Origin of the sequence: Halomonas sp. TD01, from assembly GCF_923868895.1 — a bacterium.
Classification (GTDB): Bacteria; Pseudomonadota; Gammaproteobacteria; order Pseudomonadales; family Halomonadaceae; genus Vreelandella.
The window spans coordinates 588,033-611,920 of sequence record NZ_OV350343.1 but is presented as its reverse complement, the minus strand read 5'-3'; the positions used below and the strand labels follow the sequence as shown (position 1 = coordinate 611,920).

Here is a 23,888-nt window from a genome sequence, read left to right as displayed (position 1 = left end):
CCAAGTATACCGCGAACGACCCCCTGGCGTCAGGGGCGTTGATGAAACCGCACAGCGGTTAATCGCGTAGGGCGCGGTCGCGTACTTTCACCACGGGCTCCATGAGGTAGTCCAATACGCTGCGCTTACCGCTGAGAATATCGATTTCCGCCACCATACCGGGAATTATGGTCAGCGGTTCATTGTCAGCGTCGAAGAGATAGCCGTCGGTGCGCACCTCAACGGGGTACATCAGCTCACCGCTTTCGGGCATTTGGACAGCGTCGGCGGCAATAGTGACCAGCTCGCCATCCAGTCCGCCGTAACGGGCAAAGTCGTAGGCCGTTAGTTTTACCTTCACCGGCTGGCCGGGGTAGAGGAAGGCGATATCCGAGGGGCGAATATGCGCTTCTACGACCAAGGCGTCGTCGGCAGGAACGACTTCTACGAGCGGCTCACCGGAGCCTGCTACGCCACCTACGGTGCTAATATGCACTTGATTAACAACCCCTGCGACTGGCGAGCGGATGGTGGTGCGTGCCACCTGGTCTGCTCGGCCGGGAAGCGTCTTTTGTAGCTCTGCGACCTGTGAGGTCGCTTCGGCCAGTTGAGCGAGCGCATCGGCTTCAAAGGCATTGCGAGCGGCTGCTTTGCGGTCTTCAATTTCAGCGATGGAAGATTCAGCCCGGGCAACGGCACTTTGTTGGCGGGCTACCTCGCCGCGCAGCTCGTTGAGTGATTGACGCACTCGCAGCAGCGAGGTTTCTGGTTCAATACCGCGTTGAGCCAGTGGCTGAATGATGGCCAGCTCTCGTTCGGCCAGCTGCACGCCGGAACGGGCGGTGCTTAACGCGGCTTCGAGCTCAGCTTTCTCCTGACTGCGCTGATAGCCCTGCTGTTCTAATACTTGAAGTTCGGCGCTTAGCTCCAATTGCCGCCCATGAAACAGACGGGTTTCGCTCGCAGCCACACTAGGTGCGCCTTGGCTGAGTGCATCATCGAGTGCCAGCGGCGTTTGGTTGATTTCGGCTTCCAGGCGTTGCAAGCGCAGTTGTAACGAACGCAGGCGCTGTAAGCTCTCTTCGTAGTCGCCTTCCAGCGTGCCGCCACTAAGCACCATCAGCGTGTCGCCTTGTTCGACCGTATCCCCACGGCGTACGTTAATCTCGGTCACCACGCCGCCTTCCAGGCTTTCTACTACTTGCAGGCTGCGCGAGGGCACGACTTTGCCTTGCCCCCGAGTCACTTCGTCCACCTCCGTGAGATAAGCCCATAAGAAGCCAATCAGTAAAAAGCCAATAATGGTGAGTAGCAGCAGGCTGCTGGCAATTGGGCGTTTGGCGCGGCCATGGCGTACAAAGTGTTCAAAATCAAGCTGGGACGTCGGGCGGCTCACAATGCTGTTCCTTCACGCGTGCGGTGGGGCGCTGCTTCAACGGGGCGCATCACCTGGGCCTTAGGGCCATCGGCAATAATCTGGCCTTGATCAACAATAATTACCCGATCCACCAGTGCTAGCAGGCTGGTACGGTGCGTCACGACGACCAGGGTTTGCGATTGGCTAGCGGCTTTTAGCCGTGAGATCACTTCTTTTTCGGTTTGAATATCCATCGCACTGGTTGGCTCATCCATCAGCAACATCGGCGGGGCACCCAGCAGCGCGCGGGCAAGGCAGATGAGCTGCCGCTGGCCACCGGAAAGCCCTTCGCCGCGCTCACCAATGGGCATGTCGTAGCCCTGGGGGTGGCGGGCGATAAAGTCGTGGGCACCGGCCAGTTTGGCGGCCTGGAGAATTTGTTCATCGGTAGGGTGGTGGGCACCAATCGCAATATTCTGGCGAACGGTGCCAGAAAACAGCCACGCTTCCTGCAACACGCTACCAATGTTGTGACGTAAATCCGCAGGGTCAATTTGGCGAATATCGGTGTCGTCTACTAGTACCGCGCCCTTTTCGGGCGGGTAAATGCCAAGCAGTAGCCGCGCTAGGGTGCTTTTCCCAGAGCCCACACGGCCCAGTAGCGCAACTTTTTCTCCAGGCTCGATTGTCAGGTTGATATTGGCCAGTGCCTCAGTGGTTTGCTCTGGGTAGCGGAAGCTCACATCTTGCAAGCTGATTTTGCCTTCCAGAGAAGAGCGGCTTAAGTAGTGACGGCCAGCGGGGCGTTCGGAAGGCATATTCATTAGTTGGTCGAGCGCACGGTAAGAGGTGCGGGCTTGGTTAATGCGGGTCATGGTTTGAGCCAGCTGCGCCAGCGGCGCGAGTGCACGGCCGGTGAGAATCACACAGGCAATCATTGCACCCATGGAAATCACCCCGTCACCGACTAAAAACACCCCATACACCACAATGCTCACCTGAGCGGCTTGCTGGGCGAACGCGGTGGCATTAAGAGCAAACTGTTGAATTGCGCGGCCTTTACGGCCCACGTTAGATTGCTGCTGAACGCTCTCTTCCCAGCGCTGACGAATCATTGGCGCAGCGCCACTGGCTTTAATGGTTTCCAGCCCTGCTACCGCTTCAATCAGCACGCCCTGCTTGGAACGGCTCTCTTCGAAGGCTTGGCCGGAAAGGCGTTTAAGAAAGGGCTGCACCGCCAGGCCAATCAGCAGTACCAACGGCACGGCAATCAGCGGCACCATAAAGAGCGGGCCCCCAATCAGATAAATCACGCCGATAAACAGGAAAATAAACGGCAAATCGACGAGGGCTACCAGCGATGCTGAGGCGAAGAAATCGCGCAGCGACTCAAATTCCCGAAGGGTGTTGGCAAACCCGCCAGTAGAACCTCGCTTGGCACTCATTTGTAGATTGAGTACATGGTCAAAAATGCGCCTGCCCATGCGCAGGTCAGCTTCTTGTCCCGCCCGTTCAATAAACAGTTGGCGCAACGTTTTTACCGCAAAATCAAACAGCAATGCGATGCTCACACCCACGGTTAGCGCGACGAGCGATTCAATGGCCTCGTTGGGCAATACGCGGTCGTAAACCACCATAATAAACAGTGAGGTGGCTAGCCCAAGGAAGTTGGTTAGCGCAGCGGCAATCACCACTTGGGTGTACACCCAACGATTAGACGAGAGTGCGCTCCAAAACCAGTGGCCGCCTTGTATGGCTGGCTCGCTATTCAGTGTTACCGGCCGGTAGCGGGCGCGCACCGCAATCAGGTGGCCGATGTACTCTGCTTGAAGGGCACTTAACGCGGTGTCGACCGGCTGTTTGCCTAATGCCGGATCGAACAGCGCAAAACGCTCATCATCAATGCGCTCAATGATGACCACGGCGCGCCCGTTTTTTAGCAGCGCGACCGCTGGCAGCAGCGAGTTACCCAGCGTTGTCAACGCGTGTTCACCCAGCGCCGCGACCATGCCGTGACGCTCGGCAGCATCAATAAAGCCGTCGGGGGTGAGCGGGGTGTTTGCGCCTACCCGTTGGGCGCGTACAGCCGCTTCTGAGACCGGCAGCTCAAGCCGAGCCGCCACAAAGGTCAGGCATTGCTCAAGGGCATCCGTGTGGGGATTAGCGGCGCTCAAGGTAAATCTCCATCACATCGAGTAGCTGCCCGGTTACCGCGAGCTGTTGAAAGCTAGCTTGCTCCCAGCGCACACGGCGATTAATCAGCTCTAGCGCGGTTTGGAACAGGTCCCGCTGGGCGTCCAACAAATCGTTAATGCTGCTTCTTCCTACGGCGAACTGATCGCGATAGGCCAGTAACGCTTCTTCTTCAGCAGCAAGCGTGGCGGTTTGCGCTTCAAGCTCCGCTAGGCGGGTGCGCGTGTCGGTATAGGCAGAGCGCACTTCCCGCTCCAGCTCGCGATGCAAGGCTTGGCGTTCAAATTGGCTCTGCTGCTGACGTTCAACCGCTTGGGCAATGCGCGATGAGGTCGCGCCGCCGCTATAGGGCGTGTAATCAAGATTAAATAACAGCGCCACGTCATTATCCGATTCGTTGAACTCATTCACATCGAATTGACGACCTTCCACGGCTACGCTCAGGCTAGGCAAGCGGGCGTTACGGGTAGCTTGAGCGTCGGCTTCGCTGGCCTCGCTGGCCAGGGTTTGGCTACGCAGCGAGGCGTTACGGGCAAGGGCGTTATCCAGCAGTTGGTCGGCGCTGGTCTCGCTTAGTAGCGCCCCGCCTTGGGGCAAGGCCAGCTCGTCGGGCTGGGTAAAGAACGCTTCTTGGTAGACGTTAATCGCCCTGGCTAACTCACCTTCTAAGGAGATTAGCCGCGAGTTGGCGTCGCTTAAGCGGCTCTGGGCACGCAGTACATCGGCTCGCGAACCGGCGCCTGCCTCGCGGCGAAGTTGAACGTCTTCAAAAATGCGCTGATGCTGCTGCAGATTGTGCTCAGCTAGCTGGCGCTGAGCGGTAACACGGGCAACATCCAAGTAGGCATTCAAGGCGTAGAGGACTTCTTCTTCGACACTGGCGTGGGACTGCCAATAAGCTGCTTCAGCGCTAAGATCGGCCGCGCGTATGCGCTCACCGCTGGCGCCAAAATCCACCAACAGCTGGCTGAGCGTAACGACCGCGTCGACGCGTGAGCCGCGGTCGGGTAGTGATTCAGTGCGCTGCAAGTCGTTACGGTACTCAAGCCCAGCGTTCACCTGAGGGAGACGCACGGCGCGCACTTCGTCAATTTGCAGCACCGACTCACGCTCACGAGAGCGCTGGGCCAGAATGCGAGGCTGTTGCTCTAGCGCCTGTTGGATTTTTTGGCGTAGCGCACCTAGCGCAGGGGTGGCTTCCATTGGCTGACCCGTTTGCCAGCGAAAGCGCGTTAATAGTTGCGTTAGTTCCGGCGAAAATGCCGGCCCTTCCAGCGATGAGGCGGGCAGTGGCGCAGCCTCGGGAAGCGGTTCATCAAGCGCCGTTTGAGCGGCCAGTAATGGACTTGCCAGCAAAAACGCAGCGGCCACGCTGCTTAGTAATAGCCGTTTGCGTGGCCGCGTATCAACATTAAAAGACATTCACGTTCCTGAATAACGTCGGTGCTTGGCACCCAATTAAGAGGGATCCGGCCATTGATAGCGTTCTTCGCTGCTAAACGCTTCTTGCCACTCGGAAAGGGGGCGGGAAGCGTTTGCTTCTGGCGGCGATGTTGTCGGCCGCTGAAGGAGGCTGCGAAGTACGCCAAGCTGCCGTTGGGATATGAGCTGAGCGTACACTAAAGGAACGGCACCCAATTGCCAGAAAAGCCCCATTTGTTCAGCGGATAGCGCCTTCCAAGCGGGCTCATCAATTTGATATAGCGGCGCGCTGCCTTGATAGCCTTCTGGCTGCCAAAGCGCGAGCAGCTTGGCATTGGCCAATGCATCAAGCTGCTGTGCAACTCGCTGGCAACCTGCTTCCCGCTGCTGGAGAAAAGCCAGTACTTGTTGGGGGAAGCTGGCTAGCTCGCCGTGTTGGTTAAAGAAAGGCTCGGCATCCAGGCGCGCCACCACAAAAGGTGAATGTTGGTCGATGCATAGCTTTTCAGGATATTCAGCATGCAGCCCGAAGGGGTGGCTTCGCAGGGCGGCGGGCACATACGCCGCGCGCCAGCCCCCTTGGCTATCGACGATGAGATTTTGTTCATCGCGCAGCCCCAGTAGTGCGACGGCCTGCCAGCCTGATGCTGTTTGGGTGAACCCAATTGGAAAACTAGCGGCCGCATGGCGTAATTCGGCTTCTGCTAGGCTTGCCTGGGTAATGTGCTGAGCAAAATGGTAGGCAGTAAAACGTTGCCACATCAAACCGCCGTGGCGCTTAACGTCAAGCGGCACCCAGTAGGCAGCGTGGGCCATAGGAAAACCTTTGTGGTGGTGATAACAAGGCGGCCACCATACCAAGAACACGCGCTAATCATTTACTTGAAGAGAGCCCACGCATGGCGATTAATCCAAGCACTGGGCCAGGTAGTAGCCACCATATCACCCAGGGGCCTTGGCTTACCCATAGGGCAGTGACTAGGGCAATAGACGGAATCGTTAGGCCAAAGCCAATGGCATTCATCATGGCTAGCGCCGCGCCGAGACGCTCAGGTGGGGCGGCGGCTGACGCCAGCGCGGAAAACTGCGCCGAGTCGGCAATCACGCTAATCCCCCAAATCCCTAGTAGGGTTAGCAGTAGCCAGGGTGATGTGCCGCCTAGCAGTGGATAGAGCAAACAAAGCGTGCCGGAGGTCGCTAGCGCCACAAAGGCCACTCGCGCGCTGCCCACTCGGCGGCTCCAGCGGCCAGCCCAAACGCAGCCAGGTAAGCCCAACGCAATCACCGCAAAGCTGAGCCATGGCTGAAGGCCCGGCGCTGCGCTTAGGCGTTCCAGCTCTCTAGCAACTAAAAAAGGCACCAGCGCCCACAGGGCGTATAGCTCCCAGCAGTGACCAAAGTAGCCCAGCGCCGCGGCGCGAAAGTTCTTTTGCCTGAAGGCAGCCAGTCCTGCCCATGGGCGTCCGCCGCTAGCTTTGGCGGGCAGGTGTGGCCCCACGCCTAGTTTAAAAATCATCAGTGCGGCGAGCAGTGCCAGGCCAGAGGCCAGCAACAGCGGCCACTGCCATGGCAAGTGCAGCGTTAGCCCGCGTAGTAAGTGGGGCGAGGCAATGCCCAGTGTCAGCATGCCGACCAACCAGCCCAGCGCCGCGCCTGCGTTGTTGGGTGTCCAGCTCACCACCAATTTCATACCGAGCGGATAAATACCGGCAAGACACAGTCCGACCAAAAAGCGTGCTGCTACCGCTAAGCTGACGCTCTCGGCCACACTAATAAACGCGGCATTAATCAGCGCGCCTGCTACCGCAGAGATAGCGAACAAGTGGCTGGCACGTACGCGGTCGGCAAGGCCGGTGGTGGCAATTAACAGCGTGCCGGTAATAAAACCTGCTTGCACTGCAATGGTGAGCAGCCCCAGGTCGCTTTCACTCAAGCCAACGGCCTGTTGAAGCGCAAGCCCAACGCCGTTAACGCTGAACCACAGTGAAGTGCCAAACAGCTGGGCGATGACAATCGTGGCGAGCGGGTGACGGCTAAGCACGTTCACGTCTCCATGGGAGTGGGTAGCGCGGTATAGTGTTGCTGATCAAAGTGAGCTGGGCACATGGTTTTCGATGAGTACCATTATTCCAAATCAATGGCGGCCACCATTTTTTGTAGCGCGCGGATGCGGCTGTCTACCTTGTTCTTGTAGTCTTCTGATGTGTGGTAAGTGGAGGTGTCTTTCCAACTTTCAGCGGACAGCAACTCCTGTAAAAGCCAGCCCCTGACCATGACATAGTGTCTTGAATCCAGCGCCAGCGCTTTGACTGCCTCGACCGAGGCTGGCTGCTCCGGCTGTTCCAGTGCTGCTTGAATGCTGATCACCTTACGCCCGATTTCCAGCGCATACTGATCCTGCTTGCTTAGTTCGTTAACCCCCTGAGGATCTTCTTTATTCAGGGTAAACAATGTCAGCAGGGCGGCGGTGCCGAGTATCGCTAGCAACAATGCGGTGTCTGGCTTCATTTGGCGCATCTCACCAGACCTCTGCTGCCAAAGGTAGGGCATTCAGTTCATCTCGAGCCTCGCGCCAAACGGGGTAATGTTGATCCAGTAGAGAGATAAAGCGCTCATTGTGAGTCGGCTCAATCAGGTGGGTCATTTCGTGGACGATGATATATTCCAGTAGGTCTCTGGGCTTTTTTACCAGCTCGGTATTTATTCGGATGTTGCCCGCTCGGTGGTTACAGCTACCCCATTTGGTTTTCATGCGCTGAAGATAGTAGCGGTTGACGGTGACTCCCAACTTCGATTCCCATCGCTGGATCAGTGGCGGTACTGCCTCGTGGAGCAGACGTTTGTGCCACTCATGCATGACTTGAGCGCGTTTTTCAGGGCTGCTATCGGGCCGAACCCTTAGCGTGATGCGTTTGTGGTCGAGCTTGATGTTGGGGCGGGCTTCTTTCTCTTCGACGTTCAACAAATAACGGCGGCCCCAGAGATAGTGACTCTCTCGCTTAATAAATTTTCGGGGCGTTTCCCTATCCTGCTGCTGGAGCTTGGACTGCTGACTGCGAATCCAACCTAGTTTTGAAATCGCATAGGCACGGGCCACCTCAAGACGTGTGTTGTCAGGCGCTACTAACGTCACCCGGCCTTCTGGTGGATGAACGGATAGGTGTACATTGCGCACCGCCTTGCGGGTAACGGCGATATGGATGTCGCCCAGTTCGATCGTTTCGGTCATGCGTAGCCGTGCATATTTTTGATCAGGTCAAACACCGCTTCGGTGGCGTCACTGTTGCGGTTAAGGAGCGGATAGAGCACGTTGAGCACTTGTCGCTCCTTAACCTCATCGCCCTTCCAGTGTGCGAGCACTTGCTCACGCATGGCGGCATCAAGCCGAAGTGCCAGCTGCGCCCAAGGATCCATATACTGCGGTGGCTTTTCGGCCAGTTCCTTATCATCGACCGATTCAGGTGCCAGATGGGGCAAGTTTCTGAACAGTACCACTGCTTCAGGCTTGTCTTTCAATACGCTGGGTAACTCGTTTGACGCCTGACCTGCACTCATTTTCTTGACCAACTCTTCGGCCCGCGTCAGAAACTCCTTGTAGGAGGCCGTTTCAGAGCGCCACTCCTCAATCAAGTCATTGAGCAGCGTCGACATTTCTTCGTAGAAGCGTGGGTCGGTCAACTGTTCGCGGATAATGGTTTTGCGCACATTGTTGATGATGCCTTCTGCCACCGCATTGTTCGAAAGCTTACCTTTGGCATTGAGCTTCTGGGCAATCGCATCATGAATACCAGTGTTTACAATCAGCTCCACCAGCGAGTAGGAATCCACCGCGCCCATATTGCTTGCAGGATCAGCCTGAATATAGGTGTTGATGAGATGGCGCATGTCAGCTTCAAAGGGCTTGATATCCAGCTCTTCACCGGAATGGCGTTTAATGGCGTCGCGCACTTCGCTGTAGAACGCCACTTCGTCGTTCAGCCGCTGTATGTCGCTCTCGGAATAGCCCGCTTCGTTCATGTGCTGGCTGATGTTGGCAAAAGCGCGCACAAAGCTGGTGACTGACTTGTAAAATGAAATCCGCAGCGTCTCCGTGTTGTCTAGCGCCTCGGGGTTGTAGGCCTCTCCACAGAAATAGTGGATATGCTGTTCGATATCCTTGGGGGGCGATACCGGGTCGCAGAGGTAGTGGAGTGCCTCGCGGGCAGTGTCCAGTGTCTCACGGCCTTCTTTCAGCCAATCTTTCAGTTCGATATTGTTCTCAGCCGCACCGCCGTCATCAAGGTCCAGCTCGTCCGAGCTATAGACCGCGATGGCGTTCTGCACATCACCGAACAGCTGCTTGAAATCGACAATATGGCCATAGTCCTTGTCGTCGCCATCCAGGCGGTTCGTGCGGCAGATAGCTTGGAACAGGTTGTGATCGCGCAGTTCGTTATCCAGGTAAATATAGGTGCAGGAGGGTGCGTCAAAGCCGGTGAGTAGTTTGCTTACCACGATCAACAGTTTGCAATTGGCTGGTTCTTCCTTGAAGCGGCGTTTCAATTCATTTTCGTATTGCTGGGTGGACTGGCCATCTTTCAAGACATACTGCTTGTAGGTATCAAACTTATAGCGCTCACCACTGTGTTCCGATTCGCGAGAGATGGCGTTGTGGTTGGGATCGAAGGACGTGATGATGCCGCAGTATTTACCAAAATACGTGTTGTGAAATAGTCGAAAATAATGGCAGGCATCGTAGATCGAGGCTGCCACCAGCATGGCAGTGCCTCGGTGGTTGTTTAGGCGCGGCTTGCGGCTGAAATCCTCAATGATATTGGCAATGATGCGTTCCTTACGCTCCTTGGCACTCATCAGATGTTCCAACGTCGCCCACTTGTTGCGCAAGATCGCCTTTTGATAGTTATTCAGGTTCTTGGTGGCGTGCTCAAACCAAGCATCCACTGCTTCTTGTGAAGTTAGTCGCTGGGGCACATCCCGAGCTTCATACTTCAAATCCAAAACGACTTTATCGGCTACCGCCTCGGGAAACTTATAGGTGTGAATGTAAGTGCCGAACACCTCGCGGGTAGTCTGTTTGTCTTTGCGCAGCAGGGGCGTACCGGTAAAGCCGATAAAAATGGCATCCGCCAGCCAGCGCTTCATCTGTTTGTTCAGGTGGCCACCTTGGGTGCGGTGGCACTCGTCCACGAACACATAAAAGCGCCCCTGAACCTGCGGTGGCTCGCCTTTAAAGTCAGATGGGTCAAACTTATGCACCAGGGCGCACAGTAGGCGGGGCGTGCTGGCGCTCAATTTCTCTACAAACTGGGCGCGGGAGTTAATGCGTGGGGAGGGCGCGTCTTCGCCCACCACGCCAGCGTTGCGCATGACGCCGACAATCTGCTGATCCAACTCGTCCCGGTCGGTCACCACCAGAATGCGCCCCTCTGGATCATGCTCCAGTAGCCACTTGGCCAGCAGCACCATTAGTATGCTCTTACCGCTGCCCTGGGTGTGCCAGATCACGCCGCCTTCGCGCTTGGCTACCCGGGCCTGCGCTGCCTTGATCCCGAAGTACTGGTGCGGGCGCGGTACCTTTTTCTGCCCGGCATCGAAGATCACGAAGTTGCGCATTACATCCAGCAACCGCTCCTTGCAGCAGAGCTGCGCCAGTGGCCGATCCAGCAGTGTGCCTGGGCTGATCTCCTCTGGGTGGTCTTCGTCCTTCCATTGAACAAAGAACTGCTCCGGGGTGCCGGTAGTGCCATAACGCAGGCCCTGGGAATCGCTGCCCGCCAACAGCAACTGCGAGGTGCTGAAAAACGCCTCGTTGAACAGCGGCTCTTGGTTAGTTATCAACTGACGAACGCCGTCAGCGGCCTCTACCGAGCTGCGCTTGAGTTCAATGACTGCCACCGCCAAACCGTTAAGGTAAAGCACAATATCAGGCCGCCGCTCATGCCCGCCCTTGAGGGTGACTTCCTCGGCCAACGCGAAATCGTTATTTTCGGGGTGTTCCCAGTCGATCAAGTGCACATCTTCATGGGGCTTACCCGGTGAAAGTAGCACTTTTACCGGGTAGCGCAGCAGGCTGTAGGTGCGCATATTGGCCTGGTAGAGCCCCACCCCAGTAACATCGGCGGCGGCTTCCAGCTTTTGTAGGGCCTGTGCGATATGGGCGTCCGAGTAACCTCGCGCCTGCAGGCTGGTGCGCAGCAGCGCGGGCTCTATAGCGCGGTTATTCCCCCGTTTGTTCCAGTCGCCCAGGTATTGATAGCCTAGCCCACCGTCTTTCTCAGACTGAGTAAACAGCGTTACTACGCGGTGCTGGGTTTCACTTTCTGGGCGAGGGTTTACAGCCATGAATTATCCCTTGTTGTTTTGTTGTTGAAGCCATGCTTTGCCAGCGGCCGTTAGGCGGTATTTTTGTAGGCGGCTATTAGGTTTGTCTGGGATCGTATACTCAATTAACCCCTGCTCCAGAGCCGGATCGATATAGTGCTTGCGCACATGAGTACGATCCTTGAGTTTTAGGTGTTCCCTGAGGCTAGCATTCGAGAGTTCACCTTCTTCTGCCAACAGTCCCAGCAACCTCTCCACTGGTGGAGTGACTGGTGGAGTGACTGGTGGAGTGACTGGTGGAGTGACTTGGTTGGTCACTTTCCCGGGCCACTCTGCTTCTGGCCGCCAGATCACCGTTCTGAACTGATTTCCCGCTGGGTCGTCCACTAGGTCAATTTGTGGCCAGGCTTCCAGCGCGCGAGGGATACCGCTGCCCATGCCGCGATAAGGCAGGATGTGAGAAGCATGTTCAGTGAGCGTGGGGTTGCGGCGGATGGTCTTTCCCCGGCTAATGTCGTCGGGGCTCAGGCTGTCCGGTAGGTGGCCAGGGCTGACGATCTCCACGCGGTCGGTAAAGACCATCAAGCGGACGGAGGCACTGGTGAAGTAGTCCCGGTGGATCAAGGCATTGACCAGCAGCTCTTCCAGAGCCGTTTCGGGAATTTCCAGCTCGCCTAGGGTGTTGAAGCTCCGTCCGTGCTGTACATGGTGCAGGTTGCGTTTGATAAAGGCGAAAGCACCTCGGAACTGCTCCAGTAGGGTGCCCTTGATATCTTCACTATCCAGGTAGCGGGTATCGTGAAGCGCGGTGCTGGGGAAGGCCACCGCCTTTACCTCAAAGGCGGGACGCCAACGCTGCGGATTTCGACCAAACAGCATCAGCCCCGCCAGATTCAGCTCCTGTCCATCGCCCAGCCCCAGGTTCTGTAGCAACTGCTCCCGTGTGAGGCCTGAAAACTCGCTGTTCTCGCCATAGCGACGATTAAAGTAGATGGTAAAAGCTTTGTCGTCGATATCATCGGTGGAAGTGCCCGCCACTGGCACCACATCAGCGTAAACCAGCCCGGAACGCTGGAACATGCGTTGCAGCTCTTCTCGGGAGGTCACATGCCGCTTATCAGAGCCTTGTTTCACCCAGATGCGGCCTTGATTATCGAGATACGGTTTGGCTAAGCCATCAGGCACCTCCATCGCTATCACGATGCCCTGATCCGTCTGCACATTCTCGGTAAGTGGATGCACGGGTGGGCGCACATGCTGGGAAGCGGCGTTGCCCAGCAACTGGTTCAATCGCCGAACCGCCGCACTATCCAGCCCCGCAATCGAGCCGTCATCATTAACGCCCAGAAACAGCCAGCCACCGCCACTGTTGGCAAAGGCAGCCAGTTCAGCAGCAAGGCCATCCGCGTTGGTGGCATCGCGTTTGAACTGGTGGCGGCTGTCTTCGCCGCGGGAGAGAGTGCTCAGCAGTTCGGTTTGATCCATTATTTTACTTCCAGCTTGGGGGGATATTCCTTTCCCCACGCCCTGTAAAGTGACTTAACCATTGGGCTTTACCAATCGTGTGCGACCAGTCAAAAGCTCCTGCATCATGGCTTGTTTGAGAGCGGCAGTTTTAGCTCGGCGCTGTTTCAAAGCGTCTATTTCGGTATCCATATCGGAAAGTATGGCAGCTATAGCTTTTTGCTCATCCAGGCTTTCCGGTAGGTATAAATCAAACTTATCCAACTGTTTTTTGCCGATTTCAAGAAACGTACTGCCAGCACAAAGCTGTACCAGTCGGCTTTTTTGAATTGTCATCAAGTAATAAAGAAACTCACAGTCTGCTGCTATAGGAACTAGATTTTTAAACCCTTGGTTGGTGGTCATTGGAACGGTATTGATTGCGCACTCACCAATGGTCGCTCTAGTTGTCATGATGACAGAGTTCGGAGGAATTGTTTCAGCCGAGCTGGCTTGAAGCCCCGACGGCGAAATTGTTCTCTCAGTGTTGGTAAGGTGTTTTTGGCCGCGTAGAGCCGTAATATCGGTCGGTGTGCACCAAGGTATCCCCCCATTCCAGAATCCGGGGGTTGATGTGCTTGGCGTGCCTCCACTGCGTATTTCAGCCAAATGTGCGAGTGGTTTCGTCTGCCACTCCTCCTTAAAGCCCGACAGGCGGGTTTGACCGGTGAGGAGTTGTTGCATGGTGGCTTGTTTAATGTCACGTTTTTTGGTGATCAGACCATCCAGTTCTTCCAGCAGGGCGTCCACGTCGCTTAGAGCGGTGGAGATGGCGCGTTGTTCAGATACTCTAGGCAACACAACTGGGAGTTGTCCGAGAGATGTTTTGTTAATTGATGCAAGGTTGGTTGTTTGCCTTCCAGCAATCAGAAAATACTTTCTAGCCTCATCACCAGCAGACCAGAACGCAAGGTACTCTGGATCCACTACTTTCTTTGGCCTAACCACAAATACGTGATTTTGATGTATGCAAGGCTGATATTGGCCACGCCAGATTGCACCTCGGCCCAGTTTATCCCGATCACCCCCCTCATTCATGAGGACGTCACCGGACTGCACAGAGAACCGTGCCAAATCTGACCGCGAAATGGTGATCTGGCTCATATCTGAGAGATCAAGGTATCCATCTTGAACATTCGCAACTCGTAGATAGTGAACGTGAATAGGATCTTGGACTTGGGCTGAAGAGTTCTTCGCGATACCAGAACGAATCTGTGTGATTTCACACAGCTGTTTTAATTCCCAATCCTCAGGAATCATCCCAACCTCGGTCTGCTTATACCCGGCAGGTACTGCAGGCTTAGCCGCTGTGAAGCCATACTTTGGCGATGCTTCTTGAACGTCCGTTGCTTCGCTGCTCATGCCCACTCGACCCCCATCTTTTTCAGATGCTCATCCACCTTGGCTGACAACACTTCCACCCGCTGGGTGAGTTGCGGTAGGGGGGTGGCGTAGCGCTCAGTTAGTTGGCGCACGCGAGAAGTCAGGGTTTGGGAAACACGCTCCAGTTCACCCTGCACGGCGGCTTCCAGGGCGGTGAGCCATTTGTGGTCGACGACTAGGGTTTTGATTTCGACTTCGGTGAGTTCTGGGTATTTGTCATGGGCGAGCTGGTCTAGTTCGGCGTCTTGTTCCTTGATTTGTTTTTTCAGTTCGCTTTGGCGCTTTTCCAGGTCACTCCACTGTTTGAGGACAGTGACCTCATCAGCGTAGTCGGGGTCTTTCTTGATCTCTTTCAAGCGCTTGGTGACTTCGCCCTTATTAATTTTATCCAGCTCGGCAAAAGCGCCGTCTTCGCCGCCGTGCTCTTCTTCCAGCTCGGTGATCTGGCTGGCGAGGGTGTCCAGCTCGGTTTGCAGGGCATCCAGCTCTGCCTGCTGCTCGGCAAAGTAGTGCGCAACCATGTAAGGCTTGGGCAGCAGGTCGCACGTCCAGCCTTTGTCTTTCAGCTGGCCTTTTTTCTTGCCGCTGGTGATCTCTTCCTTGATTCGGCGGGTCTTGGCCACCCAGCCGTCGGCGGCGATTTCGTAGGCATCGTCTTGCAGTGTCTCGTACCAATAGTCCATCAGATGCTGGTAAATATCGTAAGGATCCAGCAATGGCGCGTTACGGAAACTGTCGAGCAGGTCTTCGCCCACTTCTGTGATCAGTGCCTTGGGTTGGCTGTCTTCACCGAAGGCTCTCAGGCGTGGCGTGTTACGCTCGCGCCAGTCGTTGAATAGGCCGATTACCTCTTGGCGAAAGGCGGCGAACTCCTGGTGCTCCAGGATGGCGGGTTTGATGGCCGCTGCTTTTATTGCCGGGTCGGCGTAGCCTGGACGGCGGTTGGGCCGAAATAGGGTTTGGCGCAACTGCGGAAATACCTGCCAGTAGGCAGCCAAACCTTGCACCGGTGGAATGGCATGCTCGTCGCCGTCGATATCCCGTAAAGGAATGCCGCCGTTGAGGTGGGCGTGGATGTCGTGCTGGTCTTCCGGCTCGCTGGTATCGATGTAGCGCGGCAGGTTGAGGTTGAAATCGTTTTTTGGGTCGGCGATTTCATCAAAGGGCACCATGCGGGCATAACGCGGCACGGACACTTGCTTTTTGAAGGAGTCCACCATGCGGTGGATGTCCTGCTCACGCAGGCGGTTTTTATTGCCGTCTTTGATAAAGCCTTTTGAGGCATCGATCATAAAGATGCCTTTGCGAGCCTGGGCGTTCTCCTTGTCCAACACCAGGATACAGGCGGGGATGCCGGTGCCGTAGAAGAGGTTGGCAGGCAAGCCGATGATGCCTTTGAGCATGCCGGAGCGCACCAGTTGCTTGCGGATAACTGCTTCGGCGTTGCCTCGGAAGAGTACACCATGGGGCAAAATGACCGCGCCCTTGCCGGTGCTCTTCATGGAACGAACGATGTGCAGCAAGTAAGCATAGTCGCCCTGCTTGGCGGGCGGAACGCCCCAGTTGAAGCGCTGAAACTCGTCGTCCTCCGGCGTTAAGCCGGTACTCCAAGCCTTATCGGAAAAGGGCGGATTGGCCACGACATAATCGTAGGTGCGCAGGTCTTGTCCGTTGTCACTCTTGAATTTCGGGTTGGCTAACGTATCACCCTGCAGAATGTTGGCGCTGGGAAAATTATGCAGGATCATGTTCATGCGGGCGAGACCGGCAGTGGTCACGTCCTTTTCTTGGCCTTCCAACGTGATGTATTTGCCCGCTTCAGCAGCGACTTTGAGCAATAGGGAGCCCGACCCGCATGTTGGGTCATAAGCGGTGGTGGCAGCCACGGCGGTCTTCGGGGAAATGCCAATGACCTGGGAGATGACTCGGCTCACTTCCGAGGGGGTGTAGAACTGGCCCTTGCTCTTGCCGCTTTCACTGGCAAAGTGGCGCATCAGGTATTCGTAGGCATCGCCGAGAATATCGTCGTGTTCGGCGCGATTCTTGGCAAAGTCCAGCTCCGGCTTCTGGAAAATGCCAATCAGGTTGGTCAGGCGATCAACCATCGCCTTGCCTTCGCCCAGCTTGTTGGGGTCGTTGAAATCCGGGAAGTCGCTGCGCGCCAGCCGGGAGTTGTTATCGATCAAAGGCTGAATGATCTGGGTGTTGATCTTGTCGCCAATGTCGCTTTTGCCCTTGAGCTGAATCATATCCTTGAAGCTGGCGCCCTTGGGGATGACTACCGGCGGGGCAAAGTCGTCCGAATCGGCGTACTTATCCGAAATGTACTTGATAAACAGCATAAACAGGACGTAGTCCTTGTACTGGGACGCGTCCATTCCCCCGCGCAGCTCATCGCAGGAGGCCCAGAGGGAGGAGTAAAGTTCGGATTTCTTGATGGCCATATGGGTTACTTGCTCAACCTGATTTTGATTTTGATCGTACTTTTTTACCAACTATCTCAGCCATTACCCAACTTATGTGGCACCACTTCATGACCCATTTCTTTATAGCGCTGCCAGCAGGCGCGTTTGGCGACCAGTACTTGTTGGTGCTGATTGATAATTTCGGCAATGCGGGAGTAGCGTTCCACGCCGTCGGGAATGTCAGGGTGCAAGTTCAGTAGTGCGGTCTCTTGCGTTGGCACGGGGAGTTGTTGCCAGCCTAGCGTTATCGGCACGCTGGCGGCCATGTCGCTGTCTTCCAGCGCGTGGGGTAGGTAGGCATCTTCACGGAACTGCCAAAGGGCCTCGTCGGCCTGTTCTGCCAGGGCTTTATCTTCGCAGTGCAGGTGTAATCGATAGCCTTTGCGGTGAATAGTTTCGGCTAGCTTGCAAGCAAACTGCAGACGCGCTTCCAGGGTAGTGTCAGGAAGAATATAAAAATCGATACGTGCCATCAAAGGCTCCAGCGGTTCCCGCTTTTTTCAAAACCCGTCCCTACCACCGCGGCTAGCGGTGGTAGGGAGCTAGGTTATACCAGTTGCTTTATACCAACTGATCTATACCAACCGGGTGAGCCAGCCGTATTTATCTTCACTGCGGCCATATTGTAGGTCGAGCAGCGTTTTACGGATGCGCTTGGCAATTTCGTTGTTGCCATCGCCTTGTAAACGAATACGCTCGTTTTCAGTGACCAGTTCGCCGACCGGGGTAATGACCGCTGCTGTGCCGCAGGCGAACACTTCGGTAATCTCACCAGACGCAGCGCCTTCGCGCCATTCATCGATGCTGATGGCGCGCTCTTCCGGTGTTAGGCCCGCATCTTTTGCCAGGGTAAGCACTGAGTTGCGGGTAACGCCTTCAAGGATGGTGTCGGTGAGACGGGGTGTCACTAAGCGACCATCTTTATAAACGAAGAACAGGTTCATACCGCCCAGCTCTTCAATCCACTTGTTTTCAGCGGCGTCTAAGAACGCTACCTGGCTGCAGCCATTCGCGGCGGCTTCTTTCTGAGCTGCCAGGGAGGCTGCGTAGTTACCGCCGCACTTGGCAAAGCCGGTGCCGCCAGGGGCTGCACGCTTGTAGTGGGAAGAGAGCCAGATAGACACCGGCTCAATGCCGCCCTTGAAGTAAGCCGCCGCCGGTGAGGCAATCACGTAGTAGTCCACTTCATGGGCCGGACGTACGCCTAGGAAGGCTTCGGAAGCGATCATGAACGGACGTAGGTAGAGGCTGCACTCGTCGGCATCGCTAGAGGGCGTGGGCACCCAGGTGTGGTCTTGGGCCAGCAGCGCTTTCAGTGAACCGATGAAGTCTTCATCGGGAAGCTCCGGTAGCGCTAAACGGCGGGCACTGCGGCGAAAACGTTCGGCGTTTTTCTCTGGGCGGAACGTCCAGATAGAGCCATCGGCATGGCGATACGCTTTAATGCCTTCAAAAATTTCCTGACCGTAGTGCAGCACAGAGGCCGCTGGGTCGAGGGTGAGCGGGCCATAGGGGCGCACTTGATGGCCGTGCCAGTCGGCGTCGACTGTCCAGCGGACGTGGGCCATGTGGTCAGTGAAGTGCTTGCCAAAACCTGGGTTTTGCAGAATGTTGTCACGAATCTCATCAGCCATCGGTTGATTGGACGGCAGTATTTCAAAGTGTGATTCAAGCTGGGTATCTGAAGCTGTGGGCACGGCGTATTCTCTCCGCTATAGCCTGGCCCCGAAGGGCAAGTGTTAGTGTTTATTTGGCGTAGCGTGCGCCCTGAAAACAGTACGCACGCTAATGCCCTTAGATGTAACGTTTACGTCAACCAATGGCAACCGTTGATCGCCTGATTGTGATGTTAGCCGTCGCTATTTTCTACTTGTGCATCGGCCTCACGATCAAGCAAGTACTGGGTGAGCAGTCCTACTGGTCGGCCGGTAGCGCCTTTTTGTTTGCCGGAGTGCCAGGCGGTGCCCGCGATATCCAGATGCGCCCAGGGGAAGTGGTCGGCAAAGCGTGATAGGAAACAGGCTGCCGTAATGGTGCCTGCCGGGCGGCCACCAATATTGGCCAAGTCGGCGAAATTAGAATCTAGCTGTTCCTGATACTCATCCCATAGCGGCAGATGCCAAGCACGATCCCAAGCTGCTTCGCCAGCGTCCAGCAGGTCAAGTGCCAAGTCATCATCGTTGGAAAGCAGGCCCGTTGCATGGTGGCCAAGGCCAATAATGACAGCACCAGTGAGGGTGGCAATATCAACCACGCTGGCCGGGGTGAAACGCTCGGCGTAGGTAAGCGCATCGCACAGCACCAAGCGGCCTTCGGCATCGGTGTTGAGTACTTCAACCGTCAACCCCTTCAGGGTTTTGATAATATCGCCGGGTTTGGTGGCTGCACCGTCAGGCATGTTTTCAGCGGCGGCAACAATAAACACCACGTTTAGCTTGGGCTTAATGGCGAGTACTGCTTTTACGGTGCCGAATACGCTAGCCGCACCGCCCATGTCGAACTTCATTTCATCCATGCCTTCGCCGGGCTTCAGCGAAATACCACCGGTATCGAAGGTGATGCCTTTGCCCACTAGCACATGGGGCGCTTCTTCAGGATTTTCCGCTCCCTGGTATTTCATCACGATCAGGCGTGTCGGTTCTTGACTACCGCGTCCAACAGAAAGCAGTGAACCAGCACCCAGCGCTTCTAGCGCCTCTTCATCTAAAATTTCAACCTCAAGGGCGCCTTGGGATTCGCGGCCCAGCTGTTCGGCTTGTTCGGCTAAATAGCGAGGTGTACAGACATTGCCTGGCAAGTTACCTAGGGTTCGAGTGACGTTGATACCCTGGCCAATGGCGGTACCCAGCGCTGCTCCTTGTTTGGCCATGGGAGCTTCGTCGGCATCGCTGACAATAAGGTTCAGCTTGGCCAGGCTGGGGGCTTTTGCGGGCGATGATTTGAACTGATCAAAGCGATAAATGGCGCGCTCTGCTGCCTCCAGCGTTTTACGGGCTTTCCAGGCAGTGTCACGATCTTCAAGGGGAACATCGGTAAACGTAGCGCTAGCTTCGTCAATTGGCAGCTTGGTCAACGCTGCCATGGCGGCGTCTAAGGCTTTAATAAACGCTGCTTCCTGACATTTTTCGCGTTCGCCCAGGCCAACGAGCAATAAACGTTCAGCGCCCAGGCCCGGCGCAAAGGGGACAAGCTGCACATTGCCCAGCGTGGCATCAAAGTCGCCACGGTCTAGCAACTGGCCAATTAGCCGCTCGCTCGCGTCATCTAATTTGGCAACGGCGGGCAGTAAGTCGCTACCTTTAAAGACAGGCAAAACGAGGCAAGCCGTTTCGGCTTTGGCTGGGTTTGCGGTCTGAACGGAAAATTCCATGACGTCTCCAACAAGACAAGCATCGAGTGATTCGGGATAATGCCCCGTTACTTAGGTTTTTTGATAACAGGTTTTTGATAACAGTTTGATTAGTGTACCCAAGCCATGGGCGCATTGCATTGCAACCTGCGCTACTAGCCGGAGAGTGCGTTGATTTTATTTCGGTACTTAACTCGCGAAGTATTACTGACGATGTCAGCGGTGGCTGGAATTTTGCTGCTGGTCATCATGGGCAGCCGTTTTATTCGCTATTTCTCTGATGCGGCAGAGGGCGACATTCCTGTCACCATTTTAGGCAGCCTCATGGTTTTTCACCTGCCTGGATTTATGGAGCTGATCCTACCGCTATCTTTTTTCCTGGGGATATTGCTGGCCTATGGTCAGCTTTATATGAACAGTGAAATTACCGTGATGGTGGCTTGTGGTATGAGCCCTATGCGTCTGTTGCGAGTAACGCTGTTACCTGCTTCGGTCGTGGCGGTGCTGGTGGGGCTTTGTAGTTTGTGGCTAACGCCTGCGGGTGCGCTACAAACTGAGGCCGCGCTTGAAGAGCAACGCAGCCGACTAGATGTGTCAGTACTGGCGCCAGGGCGATTCCAAGATTTCGGTGGAGGGCGTACCGCTTACATCAGCGATTTCAGTAGTGATGGCACCGAAATGCAGGAAGTGCTGGTTCATGAGCAGCCCGTTTCTGGGGCGGAAAAGACCCATAGCTACGTGACCCGGGCAGGTTCTGGTTATCAAGAAACCAGCATGGAAACCGGCAGCCGTTTTCTAGTGCTGGAGGATGGCGAGCGGTATGGCGTGACGCCAGGCAGGCAAGTGGCCGAGCGGCTAACGTTTGAGCGTTACACGCTGCGCCTGGGTTTGAGCCGGAATCGACAAGAGCTGGATTCATTAGAGTACGCGACCACCACTGAACTATGGAACGACCCCAGTCCTCGTGCCCAAGCTCAGTTTCAGTGGCGAGCGGGGTTGCCGCTAATGGTGTTTGTTTTGGCATTACTGGCCCAGCCGCTTTCCAGAGTAAACCCTCGTCAAGGGCGGTTTGCCAAACTGCTGCCTGCCGTCTTTCTTTATGTGGCCTATTTAAGCCTGCTGCTGGCGGCGGTAGATGCCATTGGTAGCGGCTCGCTAGCGGTTGCTATTGGTGTTTGGCCAGTACACGGGCTGTTCCTGGCGCTGGGCTGCTTACTGCTATGGCACTCGCAACGTAAAGGAATGCGCTAATGAAGGGGCTCACACATGCTTGCTGATCGTCTTGATCGTTATATTGCCCGCAACGTATTAGCGGCCATCATTGTTGTTCAGTTCGTCTTACTTGGCTTGGATATCACCATTGCCTATATCGGTGATTTAGGTGACACCCAAGGTAACTATACCGCGTTAGATGTGCTGCTTTATTTGGGGATGCGCCTGCCCTGGCGTTTTTATCAATATGCCCCGGTGGCGGTGTTAATTGGCGCGCTGATTGGCTTGGGGAGTATGGCTTCCAGCAACGAATTAACCGTAATGCGTGCCGCTGGTCGTTCGCTTGCGCGGATTCTCTGGGGCGTCATGAAGCCGGTGTTGTTAGTGGTAGTAGTGGTACTGCTGGTCGCCGAATTTGTATCTCCCCGCACTGAGCAATTTGCCGAGGCATGGCGTTTAGAGCAGCGCCAGGGTGAAGGAGCGCTACTAACCAGCCGCAGTGGCTGGCAGTTCGAAGGAGAAAGTGTCTATCGCTTTGGCGCTATTCGTGCGGATAACGTGGTGCTGGATTTAACGCGCTATCGTTTTGATGAGCGTCGATTGATTGAGGCCACCCATGCTAATCGTGCCCATTGGGAAGAGGGCGCATGGCAGCTTGAAGGCGTTACCACTACGCGTATTTTTGATGATCATACTGAATCGGCATATCAGGAGCGTGCAGGTTGGGAGACAGCGTTGACGCCTACCCAATTGGAGCGCCTGCTGCGCGATATTGAGAGTCAGGCACCCAGTGAGCTGTGGGCGTACGCCAACTTTTTGCAAAGCCAAAACCTCCAAGCTGATCAACCGTTGCTCTACTTCTGGCAAAAAGTACTGATGCCGCTAACGATGGGATCGCTGGTATTAATCGCCGCTTCCTTTGTGTTTGGCCCATTGCGCACGGTAGCGGCGGGTACGCGAGTGTTTTATGGCGTGGTAACAGGTCTTGTTTTTAAGTATGTACAAGACCTGCTGGCGCCTGCGTCAACCATTTTTGGTTTTTCGCCTGTGTGGGCAGTGTTGGTACCAACCCTTGCCTGCGCGGCGGTGGGTATTTATTTCTTACGCCGCAACGGTTAGTTGGGGCTGCGATAGGTGAAAGAGAATGAGCAAGGTGACGAACACCCGACGCTTTACCCAATTAGATAGTGTCTGGCCTGCTGGTTTAAGCCGCCGTTTGGGCGCGATGCTGTATGACGGTTTTCTGGTGACGGCCATTTGGATCACGGTAACGGTGGCTCATCTGGCATTTTTTCGGTTTTTGCTGGGGCAACAGGCAGATGAGATAGGCACAACCTCGTTCGATATCTGGAGCCTTAGATTGATGCTGTTGTTTTTTGTCACGCTGTTCTTTGTCTACTCTTGGCGGCGCGGCGGCATGACGCTAGGCATGCAGGCGTGGCGGCTGAGGGTGCAAACTGTCGATGGTCATGCGATTACGCTTAAGCAAAGCCTAATTCGCTGCGTGACAGCCTGGCTTTCCCTCGCCGCATTTGGCATTGGTTACTGGTGGGTCTTATTTGATCGGCAGCGGAGAAGCTGGCCGGATATCGCTTCTAATACGCAAACGGTGGTGCTACCGAAAAAATAATTTCATCGCCTTTTTTGCTAAAAATATTGTTATGACAAGACGTTAACATATGGCTCATTTTTATTAAGACGAATGGCTACCAAAAAGCATCCATTTCTACTTGAAAAGATGTATGCGAATCATTTACATTCATCTCATGATCTTTATGAGGTGTCGCCATGTACGTTTGCGTGTGCAAGGGAGTAACCGACCATCAGATTCGCCAGCACGTTAGCGACGGAGCGCGCAGCTGGCGAGAAGTACGCGAAGCCACAGGTTGTGCAACCCAGTGTGGCAAATGCGCCTGTTTTGCTAAATCGCTTACCCGTGAAGCGGTTCAGGAGGCTCGTTGCGAAGCGAATATGGGGCTTGCCTACGCTGTGTGACGCGAATCACTATTGTTAGGGTTATCGTTAGCAAATATATGATTTTTTTGAGTTTTTAGTCACTTGCTATATACTCCCAACATCGTTGGGAGTAAGCCTTTTTATGGCCTATACTCTCTAGTTAGCGTAGTAATTGCACACTAAGAAAGGTGACGTCATGAAAGGTGATCCCAAGGTCATTCAGCATCTCAATATCGCCCTCGGTAACGAACTGGTAGCGATCAACCAGTATTTCTTGCATGCCAAAATGTACAAAGACTGGGGCTTTAAAGAGCTTGCCAAGTGGGAATACGATGAGTCTATTGAGGAGATGCAGCACGCCGATAAACTCATCGAACGTATTCTATTCCTTGAAGGCATTCCTAACCTTCAGGATCTAGGCAAGCTACATATTGGCGAAAACGTCAAAGAAATGCTCGAAAGCGATCTAAAAATTGAGCACGACGGCCGCAACGACTACATCGAAGCGATTACCTATTGTGAAAGCGTTAAAGATTACGTGACTCGTGATCTACTGCGCGACCTGCTTGCCGATGAAGAAAGCCATATCGACCATATCGAAACGCAGCTTGGTCTGATCGATAAAGTGGGTATCCAGAACTACCTGCAAAAACATATGCAGTTGGCGACTGACGAAGAGTAACACCGCTTAACTGGATTAAAGCAAAACGGGCAGCCAAATGGCTGCCCGTTTTGTTTGGGGCTGTTT

19 protein-coding genes are annotated in these 23,888 nt (G+C 55.0%); 5 read left to right on the top strand and 14 right to left on the bottom strand.

Annotation, left to right across the window (positions count from 1 at the left end):
• Positions 1-58 precede the first annotated feature (58 nt).
• From L1X57_RS02830 to L1X57_RS02765, 14 genes are all read right to left on the bottom strand, one after another.
• Positions 59-1,375 carry an HlyD family type I secretion periplasmic adaptor subunit gene (locus L1X57_RS02830; RefSeq protein WP_009724195.1) on the bottom strand — a complete coding sequence of 439 codons (1,317 nt, stop codon included), beginning with the start codon at positions 1,373-1,375 and terminating at the stop codon, positions 59-61.
• Positions 1,372-3,510 carry a type I secretion system permease/ATPase gene (locus L1X57_RS02825; protein WP_009724196.1) on the bottom strand — a complete coding sequence of 713 codons (2,139 nt, stop codon included), beginning with the start codon at positions 3,508-3,510 and terminating at the stop codon, positions 1,372-1,374. The genes L1X57_RS02830 and L1X57_RS02825 overlap by 4 nt, the downstream gene beginning before the upstream one ends.
• The gene (locus L1X57_RS02820; RefSeq protein WP_009724197.1) at positions 3,497-4,951 is read right to left on the bottom strand and encodes a TolC family protein; all 1,455 of its coding nucleotides are present in this window, start codon (positions 4,949-4,951) and stop codon (positions 3,497-3,499) included. Before L1X57_RS02820 ends, L1X57_RS02825 begins: the two co-directional genes overlap by 14 nt.
• Before the next feature lie 36 nt (positions 4,952-4,987).
• Positions 4,988-5,767 (bottom strand): SapC family protein, encoded by a 780-nt coding sequence (locus L1X57_RS02815; RefSeq protein ID WP_009724198.1) that lies wholly within the window; start codon positions 5,765-5,767, stop codon positions 4,988-4,990.
• Between the two features lie 58 nt (positions 5,768-5,825).
• A complete protein-coding gene (locus L1X57_RS02810; RefSeq protein ID WP_009724199.1) occupies positions 5,826-6,992 on the bottom strand; it encodes an MFS transporter in 1,167 nt (388 codons plus the stop codon).
• 83 nt (positions 6,993-7,075) lie between these two features.
• The gene (locus tag L1X57_RS02805; RefSeq protein ID WP_009724200.1) at positions 7,076-7,468 is read right to left on the bottom strand and encodes a hypothetical protein; all 393 of its coding nucleotides are present in this window, start codon (positions 7,466-7,468) and stop codon (positions 7,076-7,078) included.
• Between the two features lies 1 nt (position 7,469).
• Entirely contained in the window at positions 7,470-8,180 is a 711-nt protein-coding gene (locus L1X57_RS02800) for a M48 family metallopeptidase (RefSeq protein WP_009724201.1), read from the bottom strand.
• A complete protein-coding gene (locus L1X57_RS02795; RefSeq protein WP_009724202.1) occupies positions 8,177-11,293 on the bottom strand; it encodes a type I restriction endonuclease subunit R in 3,117 nt (1,038 codons plus the stop codon). Before L1X57_RS02795 ends, L1X57_RS02800 begins: the two co-directional genes overlap by 4 nt.
• A 3-nt stretch (positions 11,294-11,296) precedes the next feature.
• Positions 11,297-12,757, bottom strand: coding sequence for a Fic family protein (locus tag L1X57_RS02790; protein WP_009724203.1), 1,461 nt, complete (start codon positions 12,755-12,757; stop codon positions 11,297-11,299).
• A 54-nt stretch (positions 12,758-12,811) separates the two neighbouring features.
• On the bottom strand, positions 12,812-14,137 hold the full coding sequence (locus tag L1X57_RS02785; RefSeq protein WP_234667911.1) for a restriction endonuclease subunit S: 1,326 nt from the start codon (positions 14,135-14,137) through the stop codon (positions 12,812-12,814).
• On the bottom strand, positions 14,134-16,602 hold the full coding sequence (locus tag L1X57_RS02780) for an HsdM family class I SAM-dependent methyltransferase (RefSeq protein WP_039869538.1): 2,469 nt from the start codon (positions 16,600-16,602) through the stop codon (positions 14,134-14,136). Before L1X57_RS02780 ends, L1X57_RS02785 begins: the two co-directional genes overlap by 4 nt.
• 56 nt (positions 16,603-16,658) lie before the next feature.
• Positions 16,659-17,096, bottom strand: a complete 438-nt coding sequence (locus L1X57_RS02775; RefSeq protein ID WP_009724207.1) for a DNA polymerase III subunit chi — start codon at positions 17,094-17,096, stop codon at positions 16,659-16,661.
• Positions 17,097-17,198: 102 nt separating this feature from the next.
• Positions 17,199-18,320, bottom strand: a complete 1,122-nt coding sequence (locus L1X57_RS02770) for a branched-chain amino acid aminotransferase (RefSeq protein ID WP_009724208.1) — start codon at positions 18,318-18,320, stop codon at positions 17,199-17,201.
• A gap of 152 nt (positions 18,321-18,472) precedes the next feature.
• Positions 18,473-19,993 carry a leucyl aminopeptidase gene (locus L1X57_RS02765; RefSeq protein WP_009724209.1) on the bottom strand — a complete coding sequence of 507 codons (1,521 nt, stop codon included), beginning with the start codon at positions 19,991-19,993 and terminating at the stop codon, positions 18,473-18,475.
• Positions 19,994-20,143: 150 nt separating this feature from the next.
• Here L1X57_RS02765 and lptF point away from each other — a divergent pair, with 150 nt between their 5' ends.
• The 5 genes from lptF (at position 20,144) to bfr (ending at position 23,822) form a co-directional block, all read left to right on the top strand.
• Positions 20,144-21,223, top strand: coding sequence for an LPS export ABC transporter permease LptF (gene lptF / locus L1X57_RS02760; protein WP_083817078.1), 1,080 nt, complete (start codon positions 20,144-20,146; stop codon positions 21,221-21,223).
• Positions 21,224-21,238: 15 nt separating this feature from the next.
• Entirely contained in the window at positions 21,239-22,303 is a 1,065-nt protein-coding gene (lptG, locus tag L1X57_RS02755) for an LPS export ABC transporter permease LptG (protein ID WP_009724211.1), read from the top strand.
• 25 nt (positions 22,304-22,328) lie between these two features.
• Positions 22,329-22,814 (top strand): RDD family protein, encoded by a 486-nt coding sequence (locus tag L1X57_RS02750; protein ID WP_009724212.1) that lies wholly within the window; start codon positions 22,329-22,331, stop codon positions 22,812-22,814.
• Positions 22,815-22,972: 158 nt separating this feature from the next.
• Positions 22,973-23,179, top strand: coding sequence for a (2Fe-2S)-binding protein (locus L1X57_RS02745; RefSeq protein WP_009724213.1), 207 nt, complete (start codon positions 22,973-22,975; stop codon positions 23,177-23,179).
• A gap of 157 nt (positions 23,180-23,336) precedes the next feature.
• Positions 23,337-23,822, top strand: coding sequence for a bacterioferritin (bfr, locus tag L1X57_RS02740; protein WP_009724215.1), 486 nt, complete (start codon positions 23,337-23,339; stop codon positions 23,820-23,822).
• The last annotated feature ends 66 nt before the right edge of the window (positions 23,823-23,888 follow it).

Excerpts from the sequence above, each read along its gene's own strand:
- L1X57_RS02820 (WP_009724197.1), bottom strand. The coding sequence starts at position 4,951 with ATGTCTTTTAATGTTGATACGCGGCCACGCAAACGGCTATTACTAAGC.
- L1X57_RS02815 (WP_009724198.1), bottom strand. The coding sequence starts at position 5,767 with ATGGCCCACGCTGCCTACTGGGTGCCGCTTGACGTTAAGCGCCACGGC.
- L1X57_RS02805 (WP_009724200.1), bottom strand. The coding sequence starts at position 7,468 with ATGCGCCAAATGAAGCCAGACACCGCATTGTTGCTAGCGATACTCGGC.
- L1X57_RS02800 (WP_009724201.1), bottom strand. The coding sequence starts at position 8,180 with ATGACCGAAACGATCGAACTGGGCGACATCCATATCGCCGTTACCCGC.
- L1X57_RS02795 (WP_009724202.1), bottom strand. The coding sequence starts at position 11,293 with ATGGCTGTAAACCCTCGCCCAGAAAGTGAAACCCAGCACCGCGTAGTA.
- L1X57_RS02790 (WP_009724203.1), bottom strand. The coding sequence starts at position 12,757 with ATGGATCAAACCGAACTGCTGAGCACTCTCTCCCGCGGCGAAGACAGC.
- L1X57_RS02785 (WP_234667911.1), bottom strand. The coding sequence starts at position 14,137 with ATGAGCAGCGAAGCAACGGACGTTCAAGAAGCATCGCCAAAGTATGGC.
- L1X57_RS02780 (WP_039869538.1), bottom strand. The coding sequence starts at position 16,602 with ATGGCCATCAAGAAATCCGAACTTTACTCCTCCCTCTGGGCCTCCTGC.
- L1X57_RS02775 (WP_009724207.1), bottom strand. The coding sequence starts at position 17,096 with ATGGCACGTATCGATTTTTATATTCTTCCTGACACTACCCTGGAAGCG.
- L1X57_RS02765 (WP_009724209.1), bottom strand. The coding sequence starts at position 19,993 with ATGGAATTTTCCGTTCAGACCGCAAACCCAGCCAAAGCCGAAACGGCT.
- lptG (WP_009724211.1), top strand. The coding sequence starts at position 21,239 with ATGCTTGCTGATCGTCTTGATCGTTATATTGCCCGCAACGTATTAGCG.
- L1X57_RS02750 (WP_009724212.1), top strand. The coding sequence starts at position 22,329 with ATGAGCAAGGTGACGAACACCCGACGCTTTACCCAATTAGATAGTGTC.
- L1X57_RS02745 (WP_009724213.1), top strand. The coding sequence starts at position 22,973 with ATGTACGTTTGCGTGTGCAAGGGAGTAACCGACCATCAGATTCGCCAG.
- bfr (WP_009724215.1), top strand. The coding sequence starts at position 23,337 with ATGAAAGGTGATCCCAAGGTCATTCAGCATCTCAATATCGCCCTCGGT.